This window comes from Streptoverticillium reticulum (assembly GCF_047456005.1).
Classification (GTDB): domain Bacteria; phylum Actinomycetota; class Actinomycetes; order Streptomycetales; family Streptomycetaceae; genus Streptomyces; species Streptomyces reticulum.
Window position 1 is genome coordinate 5,610,817 of sequence record NZ_CP179755.1, and the last position, 25,022, is coordinate 5,635,838.

Annotated in this window: 19 protein-coding genes and 1 pseudogene; 13 read left to right on the forward strand and 7 right to left on the reverse strand. The window is 71.3% G+C overall.

Annotated features, from left to right (window positions below; translation table 11 throughout):
* Positions 1–117: 117 nt before the first annotated feature.
* Positions 118–804 (reverse strand): response regulator transcription factor, encoded by a 687-nt coding sequence (locus ACMATS_RS25760; RefSeq protein WP_390780222.1) that lies wholly within the window; start codon positions 802–804, stop codon positions 118–120.
* Positions 801–1,964, reverse strand: coding sequence for an ATP-binding protein (locus ACMATS_RS25765; protein WP_414169232.1), 1,164 nt, complete (start codon positions 1,962–1,964; stop codon positions 801–803). The genes ACMATS_RS25760 and ACMATS_RS25765 overlap by 4 nt, the downstream gene beginning before the upstream one ends.
* Positions 1,965–2,065: 101 nt before the next feature.
* Here ACMATS_RS25765 and folC point away from each other — a divergent pair, with 101 nt between their 5' ends.
* The 10 genes from folC to ACMATS_RS25815 all read left to right on the forward strand — a co-directional run bounded on the left by folC (position 2,066) and on the right by ACMATS_RS25815 (position 14,842).
* Complete coding sequence (gene folC, locus ACMATS_RS25770; RefSeq protein WP_391151415.1) at positions 2,066–3,604, forward strand: bifunctional tetrahydrofolate synthase/dihydrofolate synthase; 1,539 nt, start codon at positions 2,066–2,068, stop codon at positions 3,602–3,604.
* A 1-nt stretch (position 3,605) separates the two neighbouring features.
* A complete protein-coding gene (locus tag ACMATS_RS25775) occupies positions 3,606–3,962 on the forward strand; it encodes a DUF4233 domain-containing protein (RefSeq protein ID WP_390780225.1) in 357 nt (118 codons plus the stop codon).
* Positions 3,963–4,158: 196 nt separating this feature from the next.
* Positions 4,159–4,572, forward strand: a complete 414-nt coding sequence (gene ndk, locus ACMATS_RS25780; RefSeq protein WP_390780226.1) for a nucleoside-diphosphate kinase — start codon at positions 4,159–4,161, stop codon at positions 4,570–4,572.
* Between the two features lie 287 nt (positions 4,573–4,859).
* A complete protein-coding gene (locus ACMATS_RS25785; protein ID WP_004950903.1) occupies positions 4,860–5,879 on the forward strand; it encodes a rod shape-determining protein in 1,020 nt (339 codons plus the stop codon).
* Between the two features lie 162 nt (positions 5,880–6,041).
* Positions 6,042–6,974, forward strand: coding sequence for a rod shape-determining protein MreC (gene mreC, locus ACMATS_RS25790; RefSeq protein WP_390780227.1), 933 nt, complete (start codon positions 6,042–6,044; stop codon positions 6,972–6,974).
* 14 nt (positions 6,975–6,988) lie between these two features.
* Positions 6,989–7,732: a rod shape-determining protein MreD gene (gene mreD, locus ACMATS_RS25795; protein WP_390780228.1), complete on the forward strand. Its 744-nt coding sequence runs from the start codon at positions 6,989–6,991 to the stop codon at positions 7,730–7,732.
* Positions 7,733–7,847: 115 nt separating this feature from the next.
* Positions 7,848–10,070: a penicillin-binding protein 2 gene (mrdA, locus tag ACMATS_RS25800; protein ID WP_414169233.1), complete on the forward strand. Its 2,223-nt coding sequence runs from the start codon at positions 7,848–7,850 to the stop codon at positions 10,068–10,070.
* Complete coding sequence (rodA, locus tag ACMATS_RS25805) at positions 10,067–11,266, forward strand: rod shape-determining protein RodA (protein WP_414169234.1); 1,200 nt, start codon at positions 10,067–10,069, stop codon at positions 11,264–11,266. Before mrdA ends, rodA begins: the two co-directional genes overlap by 4 nt.
* A gap of 52 nt (positions 11,267–11,318) precedes the next feature.
* On the forward strand, positions 11,319–12,845 hold the full coding sequence (locus tag ACMATS_RS25810) for a CHAD domain-containing protein (RefSeq protein WP_414169235.1): 1,527 nt from the start codon (positions 11,319–11,321) through the stop codon (positions 12,843–12,845).
* Between the two features lie 71 nt (positions 12,846–12,916).
* Complete coding sequence (locus ACMATS_RS25815) at positions 12,917–14,842, forward strand: TIGR03960 family B12-binding radical SAM protein (RefSeq protein WP_414170796.1); 1,926 nt, start codon at positions 12,917–12,919, stop codon at positions 14,840–14,842.
* Between the two features lie 302 nt (positions 14,843–15,144).
* Here the strand turns inward: ACMATS_RS25815 and ACMATS_RS25820 are convergent, their stop codons facing one another.
* Positions 15,145–15,477 (reverse strand): NUDIX domain-containing protein, encoded by a 333-nt coding sequence (locus ACMATS_RS25820; protein ID WP_414169236.1) that lies wholly within the window; start codon positions 15,475–15,477, stop codon positions 15,145–15,147.
* 119 nt (positions 15,478–15,596) lie between these two features.
* On the opposite strand from ACMATS_RS25820, the gene ACMATS_RS25825 reads away from it, so the two are divergent.
* Complete coding sequence (locus ACMATS_RS25825) at positions 15,597–16,112, forward strand: helix-turn-helix domain-containing protein (RefSeq protein WP_414169237.1); 516 nt, start codon at positions 15,597–15,599, stop codon at positions 16,110–16,112.
* 355 nt (positions 16,113–16,467) lie between these two features.
* Here ACMATS_RS25825 and ACMATS_RS25830 read toward each other — a convergent pair whose 3' ends face one another.
* The 4 genes and pseudogenes from ACMATS_RS25830 to ACMATS_RS25845 form a co-directional block, all read right to left on the reverse strand.
* Entirely contained in the window at positions 16,468–17,067 is a 600-nt protein-coding gene (locus tag ACMATS_RS25830; protein ID WP_414169238.1) for a hypothetical protein, read from the reverse strand.
* Between the two features lie 213 nt (positions 17,068–17,280).
* Positions 17,281–18,012, reverse strand: coding sequence for an RICIN domain-containing protein (locus ACMATS_RS25835; protein ID WP_414169239.1), 732 nt, complete (start codon positions 18,010–18,012; stop codon positions 17,281–17,283).
* Between the two features lie 318 nt (positions 18,013–18,330).
* Entirely contained in the window at positions 18,331–18,543 is a 213-nt protein-coding gene (locus ACMATS_RS25840; RefSeq protein ID WP_414169240.1) for a hypothetical protein, read from the reverse strand.
* A 12-nt stretch (positions 18,544–18,555) separates the two neighbouring features.
* A pseudogene (locus ACMATS_RS25845) lies at positions 18,556–19,457 on the reverse strand (zinc ribbon domain-containing protein); the annotation flags it as partial.
* A 247-nt stretch (positions 19,458–19,704) separates the two neighbouring features.
* Here ACMATS_RS25845 and ACMATS_RS25850 point away from each other — a divergent pair.
* Positions 19,705–20,484: a TIGR03936 family radical SAM-associated protein gene (locus ACMATS_RS25850; protein ID WP_390780231.1), complete on the forward strand. Its 780-nt coding sequence runs from the start codon at positions 19,705–19,707 to the stop codon at positions 20,482–20,484.
* 224 nt (positions 20,485–20,708) lie between these two features.
* A complete protein-coding gene (locus tag ACMATS_RS25855) occupies positions 20,709–25,010 on the forward strand; it encodes an Rne/Rng family ribonuclease (protein WP_414169241.1) in 4,302 nt (1,433 codons plus the stop codon).
* Positions 25,011–25,022 lie beyond the last annotated feature (12 nt).

Below are 25,022 nucleotides of genomic sequence, written 5' to 3' on the forward strand. Positions count from 1 at the left end.
GCCCGGTGCCGGGCAAAATCAGCCCGTCCTGGGGGCACCTCCCAGCGTTAGCTGGGGGAGTTTGAGGACGAGCGGCGGAGCCGCGAAAAGGGCTCTGGGGGCGAAGCCCCCAGGACGTCAGCCCCGGTACCGGTACCCCAAGCCCCTGACCGCCTCCAGGGGGTCCGCGGCCTCGTCCCCGGCCGCCTGGCGCAATTTGCGCCGCAACCGCATCACGGCGAACTTCACCCGCTCCCGCCCCGTCCCCTCCGGGTCGTCCCAGACCCGGTCCAGCAGCTGGTCCGTCGTGATCACCCGGCCCCGGTTGCGGACGAGCAGCTGCAGCAGCCGGTACTCGATGTCGCTCAGCCGCGCCTCCTGGCCCTGCCACACCGCCGAGCGGCGTTCCGGCACCAGCCGCAGCCCGTCGTCGCCGAAGGAGTCGCCGGCCCAGCCGGCGGCGGGCGCGCTGCGCCGCAGCAGGGCCTCGACCCGGGCCAGCAGCTCGTCGTTGCCGAACGGTTTCGGCAGATAGTCGTCCGCCCCGGCGCGCAGGCCGCGCACCCGGTCGGTCTCGGCGCCCCGGGCGGTCAGCAGCAGGACGGGCAGGTCGCTCATGTCCCGGGTGCGCTCCAGCACCTGCCAGCCGTTGAGCTCGGGCAGGCCGATGTCGAGGAGCAGCAGCGCGGGCCGCTCGGCGAAGAGCAGGCGCAGCCCGTCGCGCCCGTTGTCGGCCTGGACGACCTCGTACCCCGCGCGGGTGAGGAGGGTGCGCAGCGCGAGCGCGAGGTCGGGGTCGTCCTCGACGACGAGCACCCGGGTCATTCCGGCCCCCCGGCGGGCAGCCGGATGGTGAAGACCGCGCCCTCGCCCTCGTGGCCCCCGGCGGTCAGCGTGCCGCCGTGCCGCTCCACGACCGTCCGGCTGATCGCGAGGCCCAGCCCGGTGCCCGGGTAGCCGCCGTGCTGGGCGTTGGGCGCCCGGACGAAGCCGTTGAAGATCTCCTCGCGGGAGGCCTCGGGGATGCCGATCCCGGTGTCGGCGACCTCGATCAGCCAGTGGTCGCCGTGCGGTGCCGCCGTGACGGTGATCCGCCCGTCGGGCGGGGTGAACTTGGCCGCGTTCTCCAGCAGGTTGCCCAGCACGTGGTGGAGCCGGTGCCGGTCGCCGCGCAGGACGGGACCGGGGGCGCAGTCCAGGACGGTGAAGACGCCGCCCTTCCCGGCACTGCCCGCGCCCCGGGCCATGTGGTCCATGACCGCGTCCCGCAGCATCGCGGGCACGTCGACGGGCCCGAACTCCAGCTCCGGCCCGGTGGCCCGCATCCGGGTGGTGAGCAGCAGGTCGGCGATGACGCGCTGCATCCGGTCGGCGTTGCGGTGGACGGCGTCGAGGAGCGCGGTCTGCTCGTCGGTGAGCGCGCCGAAGTTCGGGTCCCGCAGCAGGTCGCAGAAGCTGAGGATCGAGGAGAGCGGGGTGCGCAGCTCGTGCGAGGCGGCGGCGGTGAAGGAGTTGCGCTGCCGGGCCAGCTCGGTGAGCTCGGCGTTGTCGCGCTCGGCGTCGTGCTCGCGGCGTTTGCGCTCGGTGATGTCGATGAACAGCCACAGCCCGCCGAGGTACTCCCGGTCCCGGCGCAGCGGTTCGACCTGGCGGCGGACGACGCGCCCGTCGACGAGGGGGATCTCGGCGACGCGGTGGGTGTGGCGGCGCGCGAGGATCTCGCCCGGGGTGCTGGGGCCGGAGAAGTCGGCGGTGAAGAAGGCCCGGACGAGGGGGACGAGCGGTCGCATGGGGGCGCCGGGGGAGAGGTCGGCCCGGCCCTCCAGGTCGAACATCTCGACGAACCGGCGGTTGACGGCCAGCACCTCGTCCGCCGGGCTCTGCAGGACCAGCCCGGCGGGCAGCGCCTCCAGGACCGCCTGCAGGCGGTCCCGGTGCTCGCAGCCGTGCGGGCCACAGCCGCGTGGACTTTTCTCCTCATCCACGGACAAAAAGCTAGGGCATTCCGGAATGTTCTGCTCCGCTTGGACGGTCCCGGGAACGGCCCTTGCCGGGTCTGTCGGACCGGCTCCGTAGACTGGACGCCGTGAGCGAGCGCCCCCTGAACGACGAGACCGGCGATCATGAATCCGGCAACTCCGGCGAAGCCGACGAGTTTGCCGACATCGTGGAAGCCGAGACGGACCGCGACCCCGATCTGGCGGTGATCGAGGCCGGCAGCCGCACCCTGCGCACCATGTCCGGCCCCCCGCAGGGCGATGCCGTGCCGGCCCGCCCCGAGGACCCGGAGGTGGACCGGGCGCTGCGCGAGGTGGAGGCCGAGCTGGCGGGGCGCTGGGGCGAGACCCAGCTCGACCCCTCGCTGGCGCGCATCGAGGCGCTGATGGACATCCTCGGCCAGCCGCAGCGCGCCTTCCCCTCGATCCACATCACCGGCACCAACGGCAAGACCAGCACCGCCCGCATGATCGAGGCCCTGCTGGCCGCCTTCGACCTGCGCACCGGCCGCTACACCAGCCCGCACGTCCAGTCCGTGACCGAGCGCATCAGCCTGGACGGCGCCCCGATCCCGGCCGAGCGCTTCATCGAGACGTACCGCGACATCCTGCCGTACGTCCAGATGGTCGACGAGCGCGAGGAGCACCGCCTCTCCTTCTTCGAGGTGCTCACCGGCATGGCCTACGCGGCCTTCGCCGACGCCCCGGTGGACGTGGCGGTCGTCGAGGTCGGCATGGGCGGCTCGTGGGACGCGACGAACGTCGTGGACGGCACGGTCGCCGTGGTCACCCCGATCGCCCTCGACCACACCGACCGGCTCGGCGCCACGCCCGGCGAGATCGCCCAGGAGAAGGGCGGCATCATCAAGCCCGACGCCACGGTGGTGCTCGCCCAGCAGCCCGTGGACGCGGCGCAGGTGCTCCTCAAGCGCGCGGTCGACGTCGACGCCACGGTGGCCCGCGAGGGCATGGAGTTCGGCGTCACCGGTCGCGAGATCGCGGTCGGCGGCCAGCTGCTGACGCTGCGCGGCCTCGGCGGGGACTACCCGGAGGTCTTCCTCCCGCTCTACGGCGCCCACCAGGCGCACAACGCCGCCGTCGCGCTGGCCGCGGTCGAGGCGTTCTTCGGCATCGGCTCGGAGCACGCCCGCACGCTCGACCTCGACACCGTGCGCCGGGCCTTCGCCTCCGTCACCTCGCCGGGCCGGCTCGAAGTGGTGCGCCGCAGCCCCACGGTGGTGCTGGACGCCGCGCACAACCCCGCGGGCGCCCGTGCAACCGCCGAGGCGGTGGGCGAGGCGTTCGGTTTCAGCCGTCTCATCGGAGTGATCGGCGCCAGTGCGGACAAGGACGTGCGCGGCCTGCTGGAGGCCTTCGAGCCGGTCTTCGCCGAGGTCGTCATCACCCGCAACTCCACCCAGCGCGCCATGGACGCCGACGAGCTCGCCGCCGTGGCCGTGGAGGTCTTCGGCGCCGAGCGGGTGCAGGTCGAGCCGCGCCTGGACGACGCCCTGGAGGCGGCGATCACCCTCGCCGAGGAGGAGGACGAGTACGCGGGCGCCGGTGTGCTGGTGGCCGGCTCGGTGATCACGGTCGGCGAGGCCCGGCTGCTCCTGGGAAGGAAGTGAGATGCGGACGCTGTGCGCGAGCACTCTGATCGGTGAATTCTTCGTCATCGGATTCGCCGGTCTGGTCGCCATGAAGGATCCGGCTCTGTCCACGGGCACGGTCTGGGCGGTCTGCGGGACCACGATGGTGCTGAGCGTGCTGCTCTGCGGAATGATCACCAGGCCCGGCGGGATACAGCTCGGATGGGCCCTGCAGGCCGCATTGATCGCGAGCGGATTCGTGGTCCCGGTGATGTTCGTCCTCGGCATCGTCTTCGCCGGCCTGTGGTGGTGTTCGGTCCATTTCGGCCGCAAGATCGACGAAGCGAAGGCGCGCTTTGCGCGCATGAGCGAGGAGGCGGCGCCGGAAACGGCGTGACCTGCGGTCGGCGCCGCGTCCCGGACCGTGGTCCGGCAGCCGCAGGCGGTCTGTGGCCGATCGCGCAGTTCCCCGCGCCCCTTCGGGGCGCGGTACTCGGCGGAGACCGCCTGACCAGCGCAGGGACCCGGTACCGGCGGTGCCGGGTACCCCTGTACCCTCTGCGGCAACCGCACTGATCGCAAGGAGCCGCCACATGAGCCAGCGCACCCTCGTCCTTCTCAAGCCCGACGCCGTCCGGCGTGGCCTGATCGGTGAGATCGTCGGCCGGATCGAGCGCAAGGCGGGCTGGACGATCGGCGCGCTGGAGCTGCGCACCCTGGACCGCGGCACCCTGGAGCAGCACTACGCCGAGCACGAGGGCCGCGACTTCTACGAGCCGCTGATGGGTTTCATGGCCTCCGGCCCGGTCGTGGCCATGGTCGTCGAGGGCGAGCGCGTGATCGAGGGCGTCCGCGCCCTGGCCGGCCCGACGGACCCGATCGCGGCGGCCCCCGGCTCGATCCGTGGCGACTTCGGCACCATCACCCGCGAGAACCTCATCCACGCCTCGGACTCCGAGGAGTCCGCAGAGCGGGAAATCAAGATTTTCTTTCCTGGCCTCGCCTGATAGCCGATCAGAGATGCACCCATTCTGATCAGGGGCGACCGATTAATTGTCGGTCGCCCTCTGGCATATGCGGAGCGAACGAGGGAACCTCTCACTCCGACACGACGTCACCATTACGGGGGCGGGCTTGCGTTCTGCCGACAATGGCGGAGGAACCCTCGCGCCGCCCCCCACCGCCGCGCGAGACTACGATGAAGTGCTCCCGCGCCCGCAGCGCACCACCTGCCGACCTCAAGTAAGCAATCGCTCCAGTTGGGAAGGCCAGACGTATCCTCATGGGGAACAATATGTCGTTCATCGGCCGTGACATGGCTGTCGACCTCGGGACCGCCAACACGCTGGTGTACGTCAGAGGCCGCGGGATCGTCCTCAACGAGCCGTCTGTCGTCGCCATCAACACCAACACCGGCGGGATCCTCGCAGTGGGCGCCGAGGCCAAGAAGATGATCGGCCGCACCCCGGGGAACATCGTCGCCGTCCGTCCGCTCAAGGACGGCGTGATCGCCGACTTCGAGATCACCGAGCGGATGCTCCGCTACTTCATCCTCAAGATCCACAAGCGCCGCTGGATGGCCCGTCCGCGCGTGGTGGTCTGTGTGCCCTCCGGCATCACCGGGGTCGAGCGCCGGGCCGTGATCGAGGCCTCCACCCAGGCCGGCGCCCGCCAGGTGCACATCATCGAGGAGCCGATGGCCGCCGCGATCGGCTCGGGCCTGCCCGTCCACGAGGCCACCGGCAACATGGTCGTCGACATCGGCGGCGGCACCACCGAGGTCGCGGTCATCTCGCTCGGCGGCATCGTCACGGCCCAGTCCATCCGGGTCGCGGGCGACGAGCTGGACAACGCGATCATCCAGCACATCAAGAAGGAGTACAGCCTCCTCCTCGGCGAGCGCACCGCCGAGCAGATCAAGATCACCATCGGCTCGGCGTACGACCTCGAGCAGGACGAGCACACCGAGATCCGCGGCCGCGACCTGGTCAGCGGCCTGCCCAAGACCGTGGTGATCTCGGCGGCCGAGGTCCGCAAGGCCATCGAGGAGCCCGTCAACTCCATCGTCGACGCCGTGAAGACCACGCTCGACAAGTGCCCGCCCGAGCTGTCGGGTGACGTCATGGACCGCGGCATCGTTCTTACCGGCGGCGGTGCCCTGCTGCGCGGCCTGGACGAGCGGCTGCGCCGCGAGACGGGCATGCCGATCCACATCGCCGAGGACCCGCTGGACTCGGTCGCCCTCGGCTCCGGCAAGTGCGTCGAGGAGTTCGAGGCCCTGCAGCAGGTCCTGGACGCCCAGCCCCGGCGGTGAGCCGGGTGTCCGCCCGCCGCCCACCCGGCGGCGGGCGGCGGTCACCGCGGCGCCCGGCGCACCCCCGCCGCCGGGAAACAACCTGATATACAGGCAGAACGCTTCCGATGACCGTCCGTGCCCGCAGCGGAACGGTCCGACGAGAAGGGCCCGCCGCCGCACGTGAGGGACACACGAGAGAGCCGGCTGCTGCTGGTGCTGCTGATCGCGATCGCCTTTGCGCTGATCACGGTGGACATCCGCGGCGGTGAGCAGTCCCCGCTCGACGGTGCCCGGCACGCCGCGGCCTCCGCCTTCGGCCCCGTGGAGAAAGGTGTCGCCGCCGCCGTCGACCCCGTCGGCAACGCCCTTGCCGCCGTGCGGGACTCCGGCGACCGCAGCCGCCGCATCACCGCGCTGGAGCGCGAGAACACCGCCCTCAAGCAGCGGCTCGGCAGCGACGACCGCAACAAGGGCCGGCTCCGCGATCTCGACCGTCTGCTGAAGACCGCGGGCGCCGGGCAGTACGGCATCAAGGGCGCCCAGGTCATCGCCATAGGAGCGGCCCAGGGCTTCTCCTGGACCGTCACGATCGACATCGGCAGCAACGACGGCGTCAGGCGCGACATGACCGTCATGAACGGCGACGGCCTCGTCGGCCGCGTCACCACCGTCGCCCCCTCCACCTCCACCGTGCTGCTCGCCAGCGACCCCAAGTTCACCGTCGGCACCCGCATGGAGAAGAGCGGCGAACTCGGCTTCGCCAACGGCCAGGGCGACAGCACCCTGCGCGTCGAACTCCTCAACGGCAAGGCCTCCGTGCACCGCGGCGACCGCCTGGTGACCTTCGGCTCCAGCAGGGACAAGCCCTTCGTCCCCGGCGTCCCCGTCGGCGAGGTCGTCCGCGTCGAGCCCTCCGGCGGCGGCCTGACCCGCACCCTCCAGGTGCGCCCCTTCGTCGGCTTCAGCAAGCTCGACCTCGTCGGCGTCGTCGTCCAGCCGCCCCGCGAGGACCCGCGCGACACCGTCCTGCCGCCCAAGCCGGAAGCCCCCAAGCCCGCCCCCACCGTGACCGTCACGGCTTCCCCCGCACCCTCCGCCTCCCCGAGCGACTGACCCCAGGACTGACGATGCGTCTCAACCGGATCCTGCTCTCGACGGTGCTCGTGATGGTGGCCCTCGTCGTGCAGGTGAGCGTCTTCGCCCGGCTGCATCTGCCCGGTGCCGTCCCCGACCTGCTGCTCCTCGTGGTCGTCGGGCTCGGCCTGGTCTACGGGCACACCGCCGGCGCCCTCGTCGGCTTCGGCGCCGGGCTGCTCGCCGACCTCGCGCCGCCCGCCGACCACGCCACCGGCCGCTACGCCCTGGTGCTGTGCGTCGTCGGCTACCTCGTCGGCCTCGCCAAACCCGAGAGCGGGCAGCTGCGTTCGGCCACCCTGCCCATGGTCGTCGTGGCGGGCGCGGCCGTCGTCTCCACCCTGCTCTACGCGGGCGTCGGCGCCCTCGTCGGCGACACCGCCGCCCGCCATGTGGGCCTGACCGGGCTGGTGTTCACCGCCGCGCTCTACGACCTGCTGCTCGCCCCCTTCACCGTGCCGGTGATCATGGCGCTGGCCCGGCGCACCGTGGGCGACGCGCTCACCGGCGACGGCACGCCCGTCACGGCGGGCGCGGGCGACGGCGGGTACGGCCGGATGTCCGGCGGCAGCTTCCGGGTCTCCACCGGCGGCTTCCGCGGCGGGCTGCGCAGCGCCTTCCGCGGCGGCCGGGGCGGCGGCATCGGCGGCCGGCGCAGCCCGGGCATGCTCACGTCGGTGCGCAAGCAGGGGCGGATCAAGGGCATCAAGGGTGTGAAGGGGGTCAAGCGGCTGTGAGCGACGCACGCGCGGCCGCCGGGTCGCAGCCGACGACGATGCCCGCACCTCTGCGCCGCGCGGGCGGAGATGGGGGCACCTCCCAGGCGTCAGGCCTGGGGGAGAACGAGGGGGCATGGTGAGCAAGGTGCCCAAGGTGCCGGAGAGCGGGCGGGCCTCACGGGTCACGATCCGCCTGATCATCCTTCAGATCCTCGTCGTCTCGCTGCTGCTCACCCTCGGCGGCCGCCTCTGGTACCTGCAGATCCGCAACGGCGACCAGTACACCGCCGAGGCCGCCAACAACCACATCCAGCAGGTCGTCGCCCCGGCCACCCGCGGTTCGATCCTCGACGCCCGCGGAGTGCCGCTCGCCGACAACGAGACCCGCCTGGTCGTCTCCGCCAACCGCACCGACCTGATGCGGATGAAGGACAAGGGCAAGGCCGTCCTCGGCCGCCTCGCCGGGGTGCTGGGCATGCCGCTGGAGGAGCTCGCGGCCAAGGTGCGGCTGTGCGACGCCAAGACCCCCAAGCCGTGCTGGGCCGGCTCCCCGTACCAGCCGATCCCGGTCACCGACCAGGCCACCACCCAGCAGGCCCTGCAGATCCGCGAGCGCGCCGAGGACTTCCCCGGCATCACCGCCGAACCCACCGCCGTGCGCCGCTACAGCGGCCCCGGCGGCTCCAACACGGCCCAGGTCCTCGGCTACCTCTCGCCCGTCACCGACGACGAGGTCAAGGAGGCCAAGAAGACCGGCACCCCGCTGATGAGCTCCGACCAGGTCGGCCGCTCGGGCCTGGAGCGGCAGTACGACGGCGACCTGCGCGGCAAGGCCGGCGTCACCCGTTACGAGGTCGACAACCTCGGCCGCGTCATCGGCAAGGCCAGGAGCGACAAGGCCGTGCCCGGCGCCAACATCGTCACCAGCATCGACGCCCGCGTGCAGGCCATAGCGGAACGCGAGCTGGACCAGGCGATGAAGGACGCCCGCAAGGAGGTCGACCGCAACACCGGCACCACCTACAAGGCCGACGCCGGAGCCGTCGTCGTCATGGAGTCGAAGACCGGGCGCGTGGTGGCCATGGCCTCCAACCCCACCTACGACCCCAACGCCTGGGTCGGCGGCATCTCCGCCAAGGACTACAAGGCGCTCACCGGGCAGGACTCGAACTACCCGCTGCTCAACCGGGCGATTCAGGGCCAGGCGGCCCCCGGTTCCATCTTCAAGGTGATCTCCACGACCGCCGCCGTCGCCGCCGGCAACCCCTTCACCGACCACTACAACTGCTCCAGCTCGTACAGCATCGGCAACCAGGTCTTCCAGAACTACGAGTCCAAGGGCTACGGCCCCATCGACCTCGGCCAGGCCCTGGAGGTCTCCTGCGACACCGTCTTCTACGACCTGGCCTACCGCCAGTGGCAGAAGGACGGCGGCAACAACCCCAAGCACCCGGCGGACTGGTTCTACAAGACCGCCCACCAGTTCGGCCTCGGCAAGGAGACCGGCATCGACCTGCCGGGCGAGGTCCGCGGCCGGGTCCCGGACCGCGAGTGGAAGAAGCGGTACTGGGACGCCAACCAGGAGTCCTGGTGCAAGCAGGGCAAGACCGACGACAGCTACGCCGGGAAGATCGCCAAGGAGAACTGCGAGTCCGGCATGCGGATGCGCGCCGGTGACTCCGTCAACTACTCGATCGGCCAGGGCGACACGCTCGTCACGCCCATCCAGATGGCCACCATCTACGCGGCCATCAGCAACGGCGGCACCCTCTACAACCCCACCGTCGGCAAGGCCATCGTCAGCCCCGACGGCAAGCACATCCGCGAGATCAAGCCCACCGCCCACGGCCGGCTGCCCTTCGACGCCAGGCTCCGCGACCAGATCGACGGCGCGCTCGCGGGCGTGGCCACCCAGGGCACCGCGGCCTGGCGGTTCCAGGGCTGGCCGCAGAAGCAGATCCCCATGCACGCCAAGACCGGTACCGCCGAGGTCTACGGCAAGCAGACCACCTCCTGGTTCGCCACCTACACCTCCGACTACACGGTCGTGATGACGATCTCCCAGGGCGGCACCGGCTCCGGCGCCTCCGGGCCCGCCGTGCGCAACATCTACAACGCCCTCTACGGGGTGGACGGGCAGGGCAAGGTCGACGAGAAGAAGGCGCTCCTGCCGCACCCGGAGGCCCGGCTGCCGAAGATCGAGAAGGACGGCAGCATCGAGGCCCAGCACATCGACGCGCCCTCGCCGTCGCCCTCCGCGTCGTCGTCGGACTCCCCGGGCGCCTCCGGCTCCCCGTCCCCGTCCCCGTCCGACGGCCCGTCCGCCTCGCCCGGCAGAAGGGAGGACGGCCGGTGACCCTCCTGGGCCACCCGCCGGTCCGCCGGCTCATACCCGAGCGCGGCGTCTGGTCCCGGCTGACCGCCCGCGACTCCGTCGTGCGCCGCCTCGACTGGGTGATGCTGCTCGCCGCCCTCGCCCTCTCCGGCATCAGCACCCTGCTCGTCTACTCCGCCACCCGCGGCCGCACCGAGCTCACCCACGGCGATCCCTCCTACTTCCTGCTGCGCAACATCCTCAACACCGGCATCGGGCTCGTCCTCGCCTTCGGCGTCGTCCGGCTCGGCCACCACAGGCTGCGCGGCGCGGTCCCGCTGCTCTACGCGGCCTCGGTGCTCTGCACGGCCGCCGTGCTCACCCCGCTCGGCGCCACCATCAACGGCGCCCGCTCCTGGATCCAGCTCGGCGGCGGATTCTCCGTCCAGCCCTCCGAGTTCACCAAGGTCACCATCGCGCTGGGCATGGCCATGGTGCTGGCCGCCAGGGTGGACTCCGGCGAACAGCGCCACCCCGACGGCCGCGCCGTCGTCCGGGCGCTGGGCGTGGCCGCCCTGCCCACGCTCGTCATCCTGCTGATGCCCGACCTGGGTTCCGTGATGGTGCTCGTGGTGATCGTGCTCGTCGTGCTGCTCGCCTCCGGCGCCTCCCGGCGCTGGCTCCTGGGCCTGCTCGGCGCGGGCGCCGCGGGCTGTCTCCTCGTCTGGCAGCTCGGGATCCTCGACACCTACCAGATCAATCGTTTCGCCGCCTTCGCCAACCCCGCCCTCGACCCCACCGGCGTCGGCTACAACACCAACCAGGCCCGGATCGCCATCGGTTCGGGCGGCCTGACCGGCTCCGGCCTCTTCCACGGCCCCCAGACCACCGGCCGGTTCGTCCCCGAGCAGCAGACCGACTTCATCTTCACCGTGGCGGGGGAGGAGCTCGGCTTCATCGGCGCAGGGGCCGTCATCCTGCTGCTCGGCGTCGTGCTCTGGCGCGCCTGCCGCATCGCCCGCGAGGCCGGGGACCGCTACGGGGCGATCACGGCGGCCGGGATCGTCGCCTGGTTCGCCTTCCAGAGCTTCGAGAACATCGGCATGACGCTCGGCATCATGCCCGTGACGGGCCTGCCGCTGCCCTTCGTCTCCTACGGCGGCTCCTCCATGTTCGCCGCGTGGATCGCCGTCGGCCTGCTCCAGTCGATCAAGGTGCAGCGGCCGGTGACGGCATAAGGGCCGGTACGGGGACTGCCGTCCGGGCTTCCGGAGCACTAGATTTCGTTCCATGGCGGACACCGTGCGAGAGATCGAGCGGAAGTACGAAGCCGGAGACGATACGGGCGCGGCCCGGTTCCCCGACCTGAGCGGGGCCGCGCCCGTCGCCGCCGTCACCGACCGGGGGACGCAGGAGCTGGACGCCGTCTACTACGACACCGCCGACCGCCGGCTCCTCGCCGCGGGCATCACCCTCCGCCGCCGCACCGGCGGCACCGACGCGGGCTGGCACCTCAAGCTCCCCGTCGCCGAGGGAGTGCGCGACGAGATCCGCGCCCCCCTCTCCGCCCGCGTCCCCCGCACCCTCTCCGCCCTCGTCCGCTCCCGCACCCGCGACTCGGCCCTCACCCCGCTCGTCCGCATCACCAGCCGCCGCCGGGTGCTGCACCTGCTGGACGAACACGGCACGCTGCTCGCCGAGGCGAGCGAGGACCGCGTGCGCGCCGTCCGCCTGCGGGACGGCGAGAGCAGCACCCAATGGACCGAGTACGAGGTCGAACTGGCCGAAGGCACCGGACCCGGCCTCTTCGACGCGCTCGAACCCCGCCTGCGCAAGGCCGGACTGCGCCGCTCGAAGGCCCCCTCCAAGCTCTCCCGCGCCCTGGGCACCGAAGCAGCGGCCGAGGAGCGCAGGCCCCGAAAGGACAAGGGCAGCGCCTCCGCCGGCGACCACGTCCTGGACTACCTGCGGCAGCAGGTCGAGGCCGTCGTCGCCCTGGACCCAGGCGCCCGCCGCGGCACCGAGGACGCCGTCCACCAGATGCGGGTCGCCACGAGGCGGCTGCGCGGCGCCTTCCGCTCGTACCGCAAGGTCCTCGACCGGCGGGCCACGGACCCGCTCGGCGAGGAGCTCAAGTGGCTCGCCGCCGAGCTGGGCGTCGACCGCGACCGCGAAGTCCTCGCCGACCGGCTGCGGCAGCGCCTGGACGAGGTGCCGCGCGCCCTCGTCCGCGGCCCCGCCCGCGCCCGGCTGCGCGCCTGGTCCGGCGGCCGCCGCACCGGGTCGCGGCGACGGCTGGCCGACGTGCTCGACAGCAAGCGCTACCTCGCCCTGCTCGATGCGCTCGACGCCCTCCTCGCCGACCCGCCGCTGCGCCCCGCGGCCGCCCGCCCGCCGCGGCCCGTCCTGGCCAAGGCCGTCCTCGGCGACTACGGCCGGCTGGCCACCCGCATCGACGCGGCCCTCGCGGCCGGCCCCGGACCCGGCCGAGACACCGCCCTGCACGACGCCCGCAAGGCCGCCAAGCGCGCCCGCTACGCGGCCGAGGCGGCCACCCCGGCGCTGGGCGGAGCGGCCCGGCGCTTCGCGCGGCAGATGAAGTCCGTCCAGACGCTCCTGGGCGACCACCAGGACAGCGTGATGGCCCGGGGCGCCCTGCGCGAGATAGCCGACCAGGCGCACGGCGCCGGGGAGCCGACGTTCACGTTCGGGCTGCTCTACGGCCGCGAGGAACAGCAGGCCGCGCAGGACGAGCGCGAGCTGCCCGGCCTGTGGGCGGAGGCGTCGGACAAGCGGTGGCGGGCGGGGCTCGTCTGACGCGTCAGGGGCGACTTCTGCGGCGCGTTACTCTTGAGGGTCCCCCCTGTCCGCTCATGAGAGACATCGCGATGCCTGTCGAGTCGGTCTTCCCGCGCCTGGAAGCGCTTCTTCCGCACGTCCAGAAGCCCATCCAGTACGTCGGCGGAGAGCTCAACTCCACCGTCAAGCCCTGGGACGAGTGCGACGTGCGCTGGGCCCTCATGTACCCCGACGCCTACGAGGTCGGACTGCCCAACCAGGGCGTCATGATCCTGTACGAGGTCCTCAACGAGCGCGAGGGCGTCCTCGCCGAGCGCACCTACAGCGTGTGGCCGGACCTCGAGGCGCTGATGCGCGAGCACGACGTGCCGCAGTTCACCGTGGACGCGCACCGGCCGGTCAAGGCCTTCGACGTCTTCGGCCTGAGCTTCTCCACCGAGCTCGGCTACACCAACATGCTCACGGCCCTGGACCTGTCCGGCATCCCGCTGGAGGCCAAGGACCGCGGCCTCGACGACCCGATCGTGCTGGCGGGCGGCCACGCCGCGTTCAACCCCGAGCCGATCGCCGACTTCATCGACTGTGCCGTCATCGGCGACGGCGAGCAGGCCGTCCTGGAGATCACCGAGATCATCCGGGCCTGGAAGAGCGAGGGCCGCCCGGGCGGGCGCGACGAGCTGCTGTTCCGTCTCGCGAGGACGGGCGGCGTGTACGTCCCCCGGTTCTACGACGTGGAGTACCTGGCCGACGGCCGCATCGGCCGCGTCGTGCCCAACCGCTCCGGCGTGCCGTGGCGCGTGTCCAAGCACACCGTCATGGACCTCGACGAGTGGCCCTACCCGAAGCAGCCGCTCGTCCCGCTCGCCGAGACCGTGCACGAGCGGATGTCCGTCGAGATCTTCCGCGGCTGCACCCGCGGCTGCCGCTTCTGCCAGGCCGGCATGATCACGCGCCCGGTGCGCGAGCGCAGCATCACCGGCATCGGCGAGATGGTCGAGAAGGGCCTCAAGGCGACCGGCTTCGAGGAGGTCGGCCTGCTGTCGCTGTCCTCCGCCGACCACACCGAGATCGCCGACGTCGCCAAGGGCCTGGCCGACCGGTACGAGGACGACAAGATCGGCCTCTCCCTGCCGTCGACCCGCGTGGACGCCTTCAACGTCGACCTGGCCAACGAGCTGACCCGCAACGGCCGTCGCTCCGGTCTGACCTTCGCCCCCGAGGGCGGCTCCGAGCGCATGCGCAAGGTCATCAACAAGATGGTCTCGGAAGAGGACCTCATCCGGACCGTTGCGACCGCGTACGGCAACGGCTGGCGCCAGGTGAAGCTGTACTTCATGTGCGGCCTGCCCACCGAGACCGACGAGGACGTGCTGCAGATCGCCGACATGGCGATGAACGTCATCCAGAAGGGCCGCGAGGTCTCGAAGTCCAACGACATCCGCTGCACGGTGTCGATCGGCGGCTTCGTGCCCAAGCCGCACACGCCCTTCCAGTGGGCGCCGCAGCTGTCCGCCGAGGAGACCGACGCGCGCCTGCAGAAGCTGCGCGACAAGATCCGCGGCGACAAGAAGTACGGCCGCTCGATCGGCTTCCGCTACCACGACGGCAAGCCCGGCATCGTCGAGGGCCTGCTCTCCCGCGGCGACCGCCGCCTCGGCTCGGTCATCCGCGCGGTCTACGAGTCCGGCGGCCGCTTCGACGGCTGGCGCGAGCACTTCTCGTACGACCGCTGGATGGAGTGCGCCGGGAAGACGCTGCCCCCGCAGGGCGTGGACGTCGACTGGTACACGACCCGCGAGCGCACGTACGAGGAGGTCCTGCCCTGGGACCACCTGGACTCCGGTCTCGACAAGGACTGGCTCTGGGAGGACTGGCAGGACGCCCTCGACGAGACCGAGGTCGAGGACTGCCGCTGGACCCCCTGCTTCGACTGCGGCGTGTGCCCGCAAATGGACACGGCCATACAAATTGGCCCGACGGGCAAGAAGCTGCTGCCGTTGACCGTCAAGAAGTAGTCCTGACCTGCGGAAAGGGCCTGTCTGGTGAGTGATGCTCTGGAGAAGGTGGCGGAGGCCCTAGCCGGGTTGACCGAGGCTGAACGGGCCCGCATCGTGTCCGAGCTGGCGCCTCCGAGGCGGGCCAAGGAGCCAGTTCACAAGGCTGCGCGGACGCCGCTGCCAGCTCCACGGAGCCGCTCCAACTTCCGCAGCGAGATCGAATGGGTGTGACGTAGCCCACTGATGTCGAGAAGGTCCCTGTCCCTATCGGGTAGGGACCTTCTGTCTGCGGTCGCCGAGTCGGCAGGCTGTGAGGCTGCCTATTGGGCTGGCTCGCCGTGTTCGAGGTACTGGGGATGGGCCTGCTCCCGCGCGGCAATCGCATGTTTCACACGACGAGCAAGCCTCGGAATCAGAAGCTGATCCACTGCCTCCTTCGGGTGAAACTCGGCTGCCAGAAGTTCGTCCTCGGATACCTCCCGTCGGCACGCGGCAAGCGGTGACTCACCCGTCTCGATGTATCCGCCTGGGATTTCCCACTTGGGCTTGTAGGACGGGCGTACGAGGAGGACGTGCCCCTCCTCGTCGAAGAAGAGGGCACCCGATGCTGTCCGCGGGCGGGCCATGCGCTTCTCGTGCTCGTTCTGGGTCATGCGGTGAGCCTACGGAGACAATCTTGTGATGCTGCGCGTGGCTCATTGCCTGTTGCCTCGTGGGTCGGCGTGTGAGACTCGTCCCTGCGTAGTTACTGGGGAGGGTGACCATGCGCGGCATGACCGATCACAAGGCCTTCGGCGAGCGCGTGCGCTTCTACCGGAAGCGGCGGGGCCTGCATCAGCGGGAGCTCGGGGAACTGCTGAATCGCACCGAAGACTGGGTGTACCGCGTCGAGTCGGGCCGGATCCCGGTGAACAACGTCAAGATGCTCATGGACTTGGCCGAGGCGCTGCGCGTCCACTTGGAAGACCTCCAGGGCACGCCCACGCTTCTGGACGATCAGGGGGATCACAAGGCGAGCGTGCCAGCGATCCGCGTGGCGCTGATGCAGTCGCGCCGGCTCTCCGGCCCGCTGCTGGATGACCGGGAGCCGCCCCGCCTTGAGCGGCTGACGTTCGAGGTCGGGCAGGCGTGGGAGCTCTACCAGGGGTCTGGCGACCTTCAGGTACACGACGGGGCTCGAAAGAGTCCAGGCACTCCGGCAGTTCGCGTTGGCGTTTCACCTCGCGGCGGTCTATCTCCGCAAGCTGGGCGAGACGAACTTGGCTTGGACGGCCGTGGACCACGGTGACTTGGCGGCGAGCGAGACAGAGGACCCGGCCGTCATCCTCGCGTTGCGCAGGGGAGTTGCGCATGTGCAGTTGGGTGCTGAGTTGGCGGAGCAAGCGGTGAACGTCACCACGGACGCGGTGAACGATCTCGCGCCGGGTTGGTGGCAGTCCTCTCCGGAGGCGCTCTCTGTGTACGGAACGCTCTACCTCAACGGTGCCGTGGCAGCAGCCAGGATGCGCAGTCGGGATCGGGCAGACGACCATCGCGAGGTGGCGGAAGAGATGCTTCGCAAGGCCGGTGAAAGCAAGACCGGACCACCCCTCCGCCTGGACAGCATTGGGGGTGGTCCGGAAGGGATCACGCGGACCCGCCGATTACGGCGCGTCGATGGCGGCGCCCTGGCAGGAACACAGGTCGGCCAGGGCGTCCGTGGCCGTGGCCGGGGCAAAGGGCTGGAGGAGGCTTGAGACGAAGGAGGCAAGCCGGGGGAGTCGCGTGCCGTCCTCGTTGAGCGACCACTCGTGGTGCGTACGAGCGGTCATGGGCTGTCCTGTGGGGCTGATGCCTTGCCAGGCGAAGTCGATCGCGAGGTCGTAGCGGCCGCTCACGGGCTGGGAGAGCTTCCAGCCGATGATCGTGTGGGAGGTGACATCCATGGCGTGGGCCGTGGCGTCGTGCCATGCGGAGATCTCCGCGAACGTGGTCAGCTCGCGACCGTCGGAGAGGCGAAGGCTGACCGGGGTCCCGATGAGTTCTTGCAGCGGAGCAGGGTCGGTCGGCGGCTGCTCGATCAGGAAGCACCACTGGTGGACAAAGGCAAGCGCGCGGTGCTCGGCATACGCGTCCGTGCCGGTGCTTGCGGCTGTGGCGAGTTCGAGGTGCCGCAGTGCGTTGGCTTGGTGCCCGACGCTGGACTCGGTCAAAGCCCCGCGCAGTTCGGCGAGGGCTCGGGATTCGAGGGTGTCATCGGACACGAAGGGCTCCAGGGTGTTCAAACGCTGAACGGGCTACCGATCGCGGCCCTGCCGGCCAGCCTAACGGGACGTCGGCGCAGGCAGACGGCCTGGGCTGATTCTGAAACGATCAGTAAGTGGCCCCGGTGAAGTACGGCGCTGATCCTTTCCATGCCCACCCAGGTCGGTGCCTTGGTGGTCCGAAGGATCAGCGCTCGACCTCGACCAACCCGCTTAGCGCCCCCGGGCCTGGAAGACGTCAGATCCCCAGGACCCAACGAAATGCGCGCGCGTCAGTTCGGTGACATCCAGCCTCGCCGAGCTGTTCATGTCGTGAAGCATGAAGTAGTGGTACTGCGCGTCGCGGAGGTCGTCGCGGAGGATGTTGGGGTACGCGTTGGCTGTGTGGTTGGTGAGGACCCAGCCGGTGGCGCTGTTGACGAGGAGCATGCCGCTTCTGTCAGCGTTCCAGCGGACGTACCACAGCGTGTTGGCCAGAGTGCTGGGGGTTGTCTGGTCGACCTGGTCGATCCAAGAGGCCTGGGGGTCGGCGACCCCGTTCTGTCGGACCATGTGGAGGTCCAGCCACCGTGCCGTGGCACGGTTTTCGATCTGCCAGAGCTGGCCGATTGCATCGGTGCCACGGGGGATCATGCGCCACTGGGAGTTGGGGTCGTCAGGCCCTGGGTAGAGGCCGACACCGGTGCCCGAGCGGTCGCCGCCGCCAAGTACGTTCAGGCAACGCCCGTTGGAGTCACAGAACGTGTAGGTGAGATCGGTGTTGATGGGGTAGTCACCGCCGGCGCCGCCGTCATGGGTGGTCACAGCGAAGGCGCTGCCGGCCTGGAGGGGGATGACGGCTGCGGCCAGCATGCCAATCAGGCCGACGCGGGAGAACGCCTTACGGACCCGGGAACGCTGGGGGGACGCCGATTCCTGGGCTTCGGGGGTTGTAGTGGTGGCCATAGCCGTCCAATCGGTTAGCGGGTGGTGCTGGGCCGGTGCTCGCTTGGATCAGCGATCACGCCCGGCCCGCCGGGGAGGCCCGCTTCGCGTGAACGAAGTCGTGGGGATTCCCGGTGCGGGTACCGTCGCACCCGGGTGTTGGCAAACGATTGCCGAAACATTGGCGCCGTGCGCACATCACTTCTCGCCGCAGCATCCAGGAACGTCATGCAGTTCGGAGAGAAGTACGGTGCTGATCCTCCCGTGCCCACCAAGGTGCCGACCTGGGTGGGCGTGGAAAGGATCAGCGCCGTACTTCACCGAGGCCGCTTAGGGAATTCACGGGGTCCAGTCGGGGCGGTAGTCGGGGTGCCCCTTGGACTGTTCAGCGATGTTCAGCATCAGCTTGCCGTACGCGGTCGCCGCCGCGTTCTTCCCCTCGTCCATGGCCTCGCGGTAGGCGTTCACTACCACTTGGACGACCGTGGCGCCGTCGAACGCCTGGGCTTCTTGGGTGCGATCCATCAGGAAATCGTCTACGTAGTCGGACACCGTTGCTTCTCCTTAGAATTTCTCGGCGAAGTCGTCTTGCTTGACTATGAGTCGTTCCCTTACGTCCTTGGGGACGATGAGCTTGAGGTGGATCTCTGGGGCACGAACTCCCGGAATCTTCTTTCGGGTGACTTCGCACTTGATGCCGACACGAACGAGGTCGGCGGCCATGGCTTCCATGCCGCCTTCTTCCCAGTGCTGCCGAAACGTCTTGCCGTTGTGGACGTTCACCCACCGGTCCTGGGCGGTCTCCGGGTCGATGGTCTCAAGATCGGCAATGAGCTTGTCCAGCGTCTCCTGGGCCTGTTCCTGCGTGAAGCGTGTCTTCGAGTAACGCCCCCCGGGCTCCAGTTCCTTCATGTAGTAGGTGATGGAGTCCTGGAGACGCTTCACCTCCTTGCGCGTTTCTGCACCCTTGGCGTACTCACGGACCTGCACCGGCCAGTCACCAAGGACACTCAGCACGTCTTCTACGAGCTGCCCGTAGATGTCCTGTGGGTTCGGGGCCCCGAGGCCGCCACTCTTGCACCTTTGGCACCTTAGGTACTCATACGTCCTTGCCTGGCGGTTGTTCACCTGCACGGTCATTTGGTGCGGCAGTCTGGGCAGATCAGGACCCCGCGGAACTTCGTGGGTCCGTCCGTCTGCCGTGGGGGTTGGTTCTTGGCGGACTTGTCCAGGTCGGCTTGCAGCTTGTAGAACTCGCCCTCGGTGAAGACCCCTTCCGCGACCCTGATGGGCTTGCCGTCCTTGCCGAGTACGAGCCGTGACCTGCGGGACTTGCTGTCGGGGTCCGTCTCGACCCGGTAGCCCATCAAAGCCGGATTGCGCAGTCGGGTCAGCAGCGTGGACGCGGTGAGGCCGGGCCCGCAGAGACCGGACCGTACGAGCACTCTGACCATGCGCCTCGCGGACGGCGGCTTTCGACTCTAGGGCTGTATGTCTCTGCCCGCAGATGCAGACCGAGATCCAGATCGGCCCCACCGGCAAGAAGCTGCTGCCGCTGAGTGTGGTCAAGTAGCACGCCTGTTCCCACGAAGGCCCCGCCGGACCGGCGGGGCCTTCGTGGCACGTACTCTAGGTAGCAGTACGACCGCAACTCACGAAGGACTGAAGACACTGGGCAAGCGACAGCCCGAAGGCCCGCCGCCCGCACCCGCGGTGCAGCGCATTCGCCTGCGCTACACCAAGCGCGGCCGCCTCCGGTTCACCAGCCACCGCGACTTCCAGCGCGCCTTCGAGCGGGCGCTGCGCCGGGCCGAGGTGCCCATGGCGTACTCCGCGGGCTTCACCCCGCACCCGAAGGTGTCGTACGCCAACGCCGCACCGACCGGTACCGGCAGCGAGGCCGAGTACCTGGAGATCCAGCTCGCCGAGGTGCGCGACCCCGCACGCCTGCGCGAGCTGCTCGACGAGTCGCTGCCCGACGGGCTCGACATCGTCGACGCGGTGGAGGTCCGCACCTCCGCCTTCGCCGACCGTCTGCAGGCCTCGGTGTGGGAGCTGCGGCTCGAAGGCGTCGAGCCGGCCGAGGCCGGGCGCGCCGTGGCCGCCTTCCTCGCGGCGGAGCACGTGGAGGTGCAGCGCCGCACCAAAAACGGCGTGCGGACCTTCGACGCCCGTGCCGCGGTGACCCGACTCGAGGCGCTCGAAGCTCCGGCCGATAGGCCTGGTGACGGAGCCTGTGCGATACTGCGGCTGGTTGTTCGGCATGAGACACCCGCCGTACGACCCGACGACGTCCTGTCCGGTCTCCGCGCTGTGGCCGACCTGGCGCCGCCGGTCCCCGCAGCGGTGACCAGGCTGGCGCAGGGGCTGCTCGATGAGGAGTCCGGCACGGTGACCGATCCGCTCGCGCCCGACCGCGACGCCGCCCCGGCCGCCCCACCCACGGCCGCCGGACCGAGCGCCGCGCAGCAGGTGCCGGAAGGTCCCGCGTAAGGACGGCCGTCGAACGCGCCGCCGATCCACCAGGGAGCCACCCGGTCCGGCCGGCGCACTGACCAGGAGACTTTCGCCGGTGCCGACGAGACTCGGCCCCGGCGAGCGAGACGACAGCTCCCGTGCGGCGACCGCGCCCCGGACGGCGGTTCCGCGCTCATCACGCGGACCGGCGGGCCGGAACACGACGCGGCGCCCGGGAGCGTGACGGGAGAACCGCCCGCATGCTCGATTCCATTGAGCCCACCGAGACCGGTGGCGCTTCCAGCGCCCAGTCCGGTCCCACCGATACGACGTCCACGTCGCCGAGCGACACGCTGCCGCCGCGGCGCCGCCGCCGGGCGGCCTCGCGGCCGGCCGGGGCGCCCACGGCGTCCGCCGCCGACCCCGTGGACCCCGCCGACCCCGCGGAGGACGCCTCCGAGGAGAAGCCGGCCCGTACGCGTCGTCGGACGACGCGCAAGGCCGCCGAGGCGGAGCCGGCAGCCCCCGAGGCTGTCGAGGCCGCTGAGGCCGCCGAGGAGACGCCCGCTCCTCGTACGCGTCGCCGTGCGACCCGTGCCGCTGCCGCGCCCGAGGCACCTGCAGCCGAGGAGGCTGCTGAGGCCGCCGAGCCTGCCCGTACGCGACGTCGCGCCACGCGCAAGGCCGCTGCTCCGGCCGAGCCCGAGGCCGCCGAAGAGACCCCCGCCCCTCCGCGCCGTCGTGCGACCCGCCGGGCGACCGCTCCGGCCGGTGCCCCGCAAGGCGCGGAGGAGGCCGTGACGGCCGAGCCCGTGGCCGAGGCCGCCGAGGAGACGCCCGCTCGTCCGCGTCGCCGTGCGACCCGTGCGGCTGCCGCGCCCGAGGCGCCCGCAGCCGAGGAGGCCGCCGAGGCCCCCGCCCGTCCGCGCCGTCGTGCGACCCGCCGTGTGACCGCTCCGGCCACCGAGCAGGTCGTTGCCGAGGCCGAGGCCGAGGTCGAGACCGAGGCCCCGGTCGAGGCCGCCGCCGAGTCCGTGTCCGCGGGTCGTCCGCGCCGCCGGGCCACTGCTCCGGCCGGTACGCCGCGGGGTGGCGAGGCCGTCGTCGAGCAGGCCGAGGTCGTCGAGGAGGCTGCCGAGGAGCCGGAGGCCGTCGTCGAGGCCCCCGTCGCCGCGCCCGCCCGTGGCCGTCGCCGTGCGACCCGCCCGGCCGCCGCGCCCGTGGCCGCCGTGGAGACCGCCGAGTCCGTTGTCGCCGAGCCGGCTGCCGTCGCCGTGGTCTCCGAGGAGGAGCCGCAGGTGCAGCAGGCCGTCGCCGCGCCGGTGCGTCCGCGCCGCCGTGCCACCGCGCCCGCCGGCGCGCCCCAGGCCGCCGCAGCGGCCGTTGCCGAGGAGGCACAGGTGCAGGAGACCCGCGAGGAGGCCACCGAGGCCGCAGCTGCGGAGGCGCCCCGTCGCCGCCGCGTGACCCGCCGGGTGACGTCTCCGGCCGGTGCGCCGCAGGCCGCCGAGGCCGTCGTGGAGGAGCCGGAGGCCGAGGAGGCGCCGCGCCGTCGCCGTGCGACCCGTCGCGCCACCGCTCCGGCCGGTGCCCCGGAGGCCGTCGAGGAGGCTGCTGCCGAGGAGGCGGAGGTTCCCGCCGAGGGCCGCGCCCGCCGCCGCGCGGTCCGTCGTGCCGGTGCGCCCGCCGGCGCCCCGCAGGCCGCCGAGGCCGTCGCGGAGGCGCCGCAGGCCGAGGAGGCCGTGGAGGAGCCGCGTCGCCGTCGTGCGAGCCGTCGTGCCGCCGCCCCCGCCGGTGCGCCGCAGGCTGCTGCCGAGGAGACCGCCGAGGAGCCCGGTGCCGCCGCGGGCCGCACCCGTCGGCGGGCCGTGCGGCCGCCGTCGGCTGTGTTCCAGGCACCCGTTTTCGCCGAGCCGATGTTCCAGACGCCGGAGACCGCCGCTGCCGCTGCCGTCACCGTGCCGGAGGAGGAGTCGGCCGAGGAGGAGGCCGTCGTCGAGGCCCCGGCCCCCGCCGCGGGCGGACGGCGCCGTCGCCGCCGCCGCGGTGAGCCCGTCGAGGCGCCGGTCGTCGAGCCGGCCGCCGAGGAGGAGCCGGAGGAGGCCGAGGCCGCCGAGGAGGCGGAGGAGGAACAGGGCGAGCGCCCGTCGCGCCGTCGCCGCCGTGGTGGCCGCCGCCGTCGCCGGGGCGAGTCCGCCGAGGCCGAGGGCCTCGAGGAGGAGTCGCAGGCCGCCGAGGGCGAGGAGGCCGAGGAGGAGCCCGAGGAGGCCGACGAGGAGGCCGAGGAGGCCGGCGTCTCCGGGTCCGCCGGCAGCCGTCGCCGTCGTCGCCGTCGTCGCCGCAGCGGCGAGGCCGTGGACGCCGAGCCGGGTGCCGACGAACCCGAGCGCACCGTCGTCAAGGTCCGCGAGCCGCGCCCGCGTACCGAGGGCGGCACGGGCTTCGACGAGGTGCAGTCCATCAAGGGCTCGACCCGCATGGAGGCCAAGAAGCAGCGCCGCCGCGAGGGGCGCGAGCAGGGCCGCCGCCGGGTGCCGATCATCACGGAGGCCGAGTTCCTGGCCCGCCGTGAGGCCGTCGAGCGCGTGATGGTCGTCCGCGAGAACGGCGACCGCACCCAGATCGGCGTGCTGGAGGACAACGTCCTCGTCGAGCACTTCGTCAACAAGGAGCAGGCCGCCAGCTACGTCGGCAACGTCTACCTGGGCAAGGTCCAGAACGTTCTGCCGTCCATGGAGGCCGCGTTCGTCGACATCGGCAAGGGCCGCAACGCGGTCCTGTACGCGGGCGAGGTCAACTTCGAGGCGCTCGGCATGGGCAACGGCCCGCGCCGCATCGAGACCGCGCTGAAGTCCGGCCAGTCCGTGCTCGTCCAGGTCACCAAGGACCCGATCGGTCACAAGGGCGCCCGGCTCACCAGCCAGGTCTCGCTGCCCGGCCGCTACCTGGTCTACGTGCCCGAGGGCTCGATGACCGGCATCAGCCGCAAGCTGCCCGACACCGAGCGGGCGCGCCTGAAGACCATCCTCAAGAAGATCGTCCCCGAGGACGCGGGCGTCATCGTGCGCACCGCCGCCGAGGGCGCGAGCGAGGACGAGCTGCGCCGTGACGTCGAGCGTCTGCAGGCGCAGTGGGAGGAGATCCAGAAGAAGGCGAAGAGCGGCAACGCCCCGACCCTGCTGTACGGCGAGCCGGACATGACGGTCCGGGTCGTCCGAGACATCTTCAACGAGGACTTCTCCAAGGTCATCGTCAGCGGCGACAACGCCTGGGAGACCATCCACGGCTACGTCTCGCAGGTCGCGCCCGACCTCGTGGACCGGCTGCAGAAGTGGACGTCGGACGTCGACGTCTTCGCCACGTACCGGATCGACGAGCAGCTGATGAAGGCGCTGGACCGCAAGGTCTGGCTGCCGAGCGGCGGTTCGCTCGTCATCGACCGGACCGAGGCGATGGTCGTGGTCGACGTCAACACCGGCAAGTTCACCGGCCAGGGCGGCAACCTGGAGGAGACGGTCACCAGGAACAACCTGGAGGCGGCCGAGGAGATCGTGCGTCAGCTGCGGCTGCGCGACCTCGGCGGCATCATCGTGATCGACTTCATCGACATGGTGCTGGAGTCCAACCGGGACCTGGTGCTGCGGCGCCTGCTGGAGTGCCTGGGCCGGGACCGTACGAAGCACCAGGTCGCCGAGGTGACCTCGCTGGGTCTGGTCCAGATGACCCGCAAGCGGGTGGGCCAGGGCCTGCTGGAGTCCTTCTCCGAGCAGTGCGTGCACTGCAACGGCCGCGGCGTCATCGTCCACATGGACCAGCCGACCACGGTCGGCGGCGGTGGCGGCGGCAAGCGCGGCAAGAAGAAGGGCAAGGCGGCGCCGGTGCCGGCTGCACCTGCCGAGGCTGCGGAGGCAGTTGAGGTCGTCGAGGCCGCCGAGGCCGCGCCCGAGCTGGAGCCGGTCCCGGTGACGGAGGCGGAGCTCGTGCCGTCCGTCGCGGGTGACGACGAGTGGTTCGGCAGCCCCGCCGAGGCGGAGGCCGCCGCGGCCGCCCGTGGTGGCCGTACGCGGCGCCGGGCGACCCGCAAGGTGTCGGCCCCGGCGGCGCCGGCCGAGCCGGAGGTCGTCGTGGCCGCGGCTCCCGCCCCGGTCGAGCCGGAGCCTGTGGCCGCCGAGCCGGAGGTCGTGGCCGAGGCCGAAGCCCCGGTGGCGGCGCCCCGTGCGCGGCGCCGGGCGACCCGCAGGGTGTCCGCTCCGGCGGGTGCGCCGGAGGGCGCCGAGGAGACGGCCGTCGTGGTCGTCGCACCGGCTGCCGAGCCGGAGCCTGCGGCCGCCGAGGCGGAGCCCGCACAGGCCGAGGTCGAGGCGGAAGCCGTCGAGGAGGCCGCTCCGGCCAAGAAGACGGCCCGTAAGACGGCCGCCAAGAAGGCCACGGCGAAGAAGGCGACGGCGAAGAAGGCAGCCGCCAAGAAGACGACGACTGCCAAGAAGGCGACGGCGAAGAAGGCCACGGCCAAGAAGACCGCCGCCAAGAAGACGGCGAAGAAGGCCGTCGCGGAGGACTGACCTCCGAGGGCC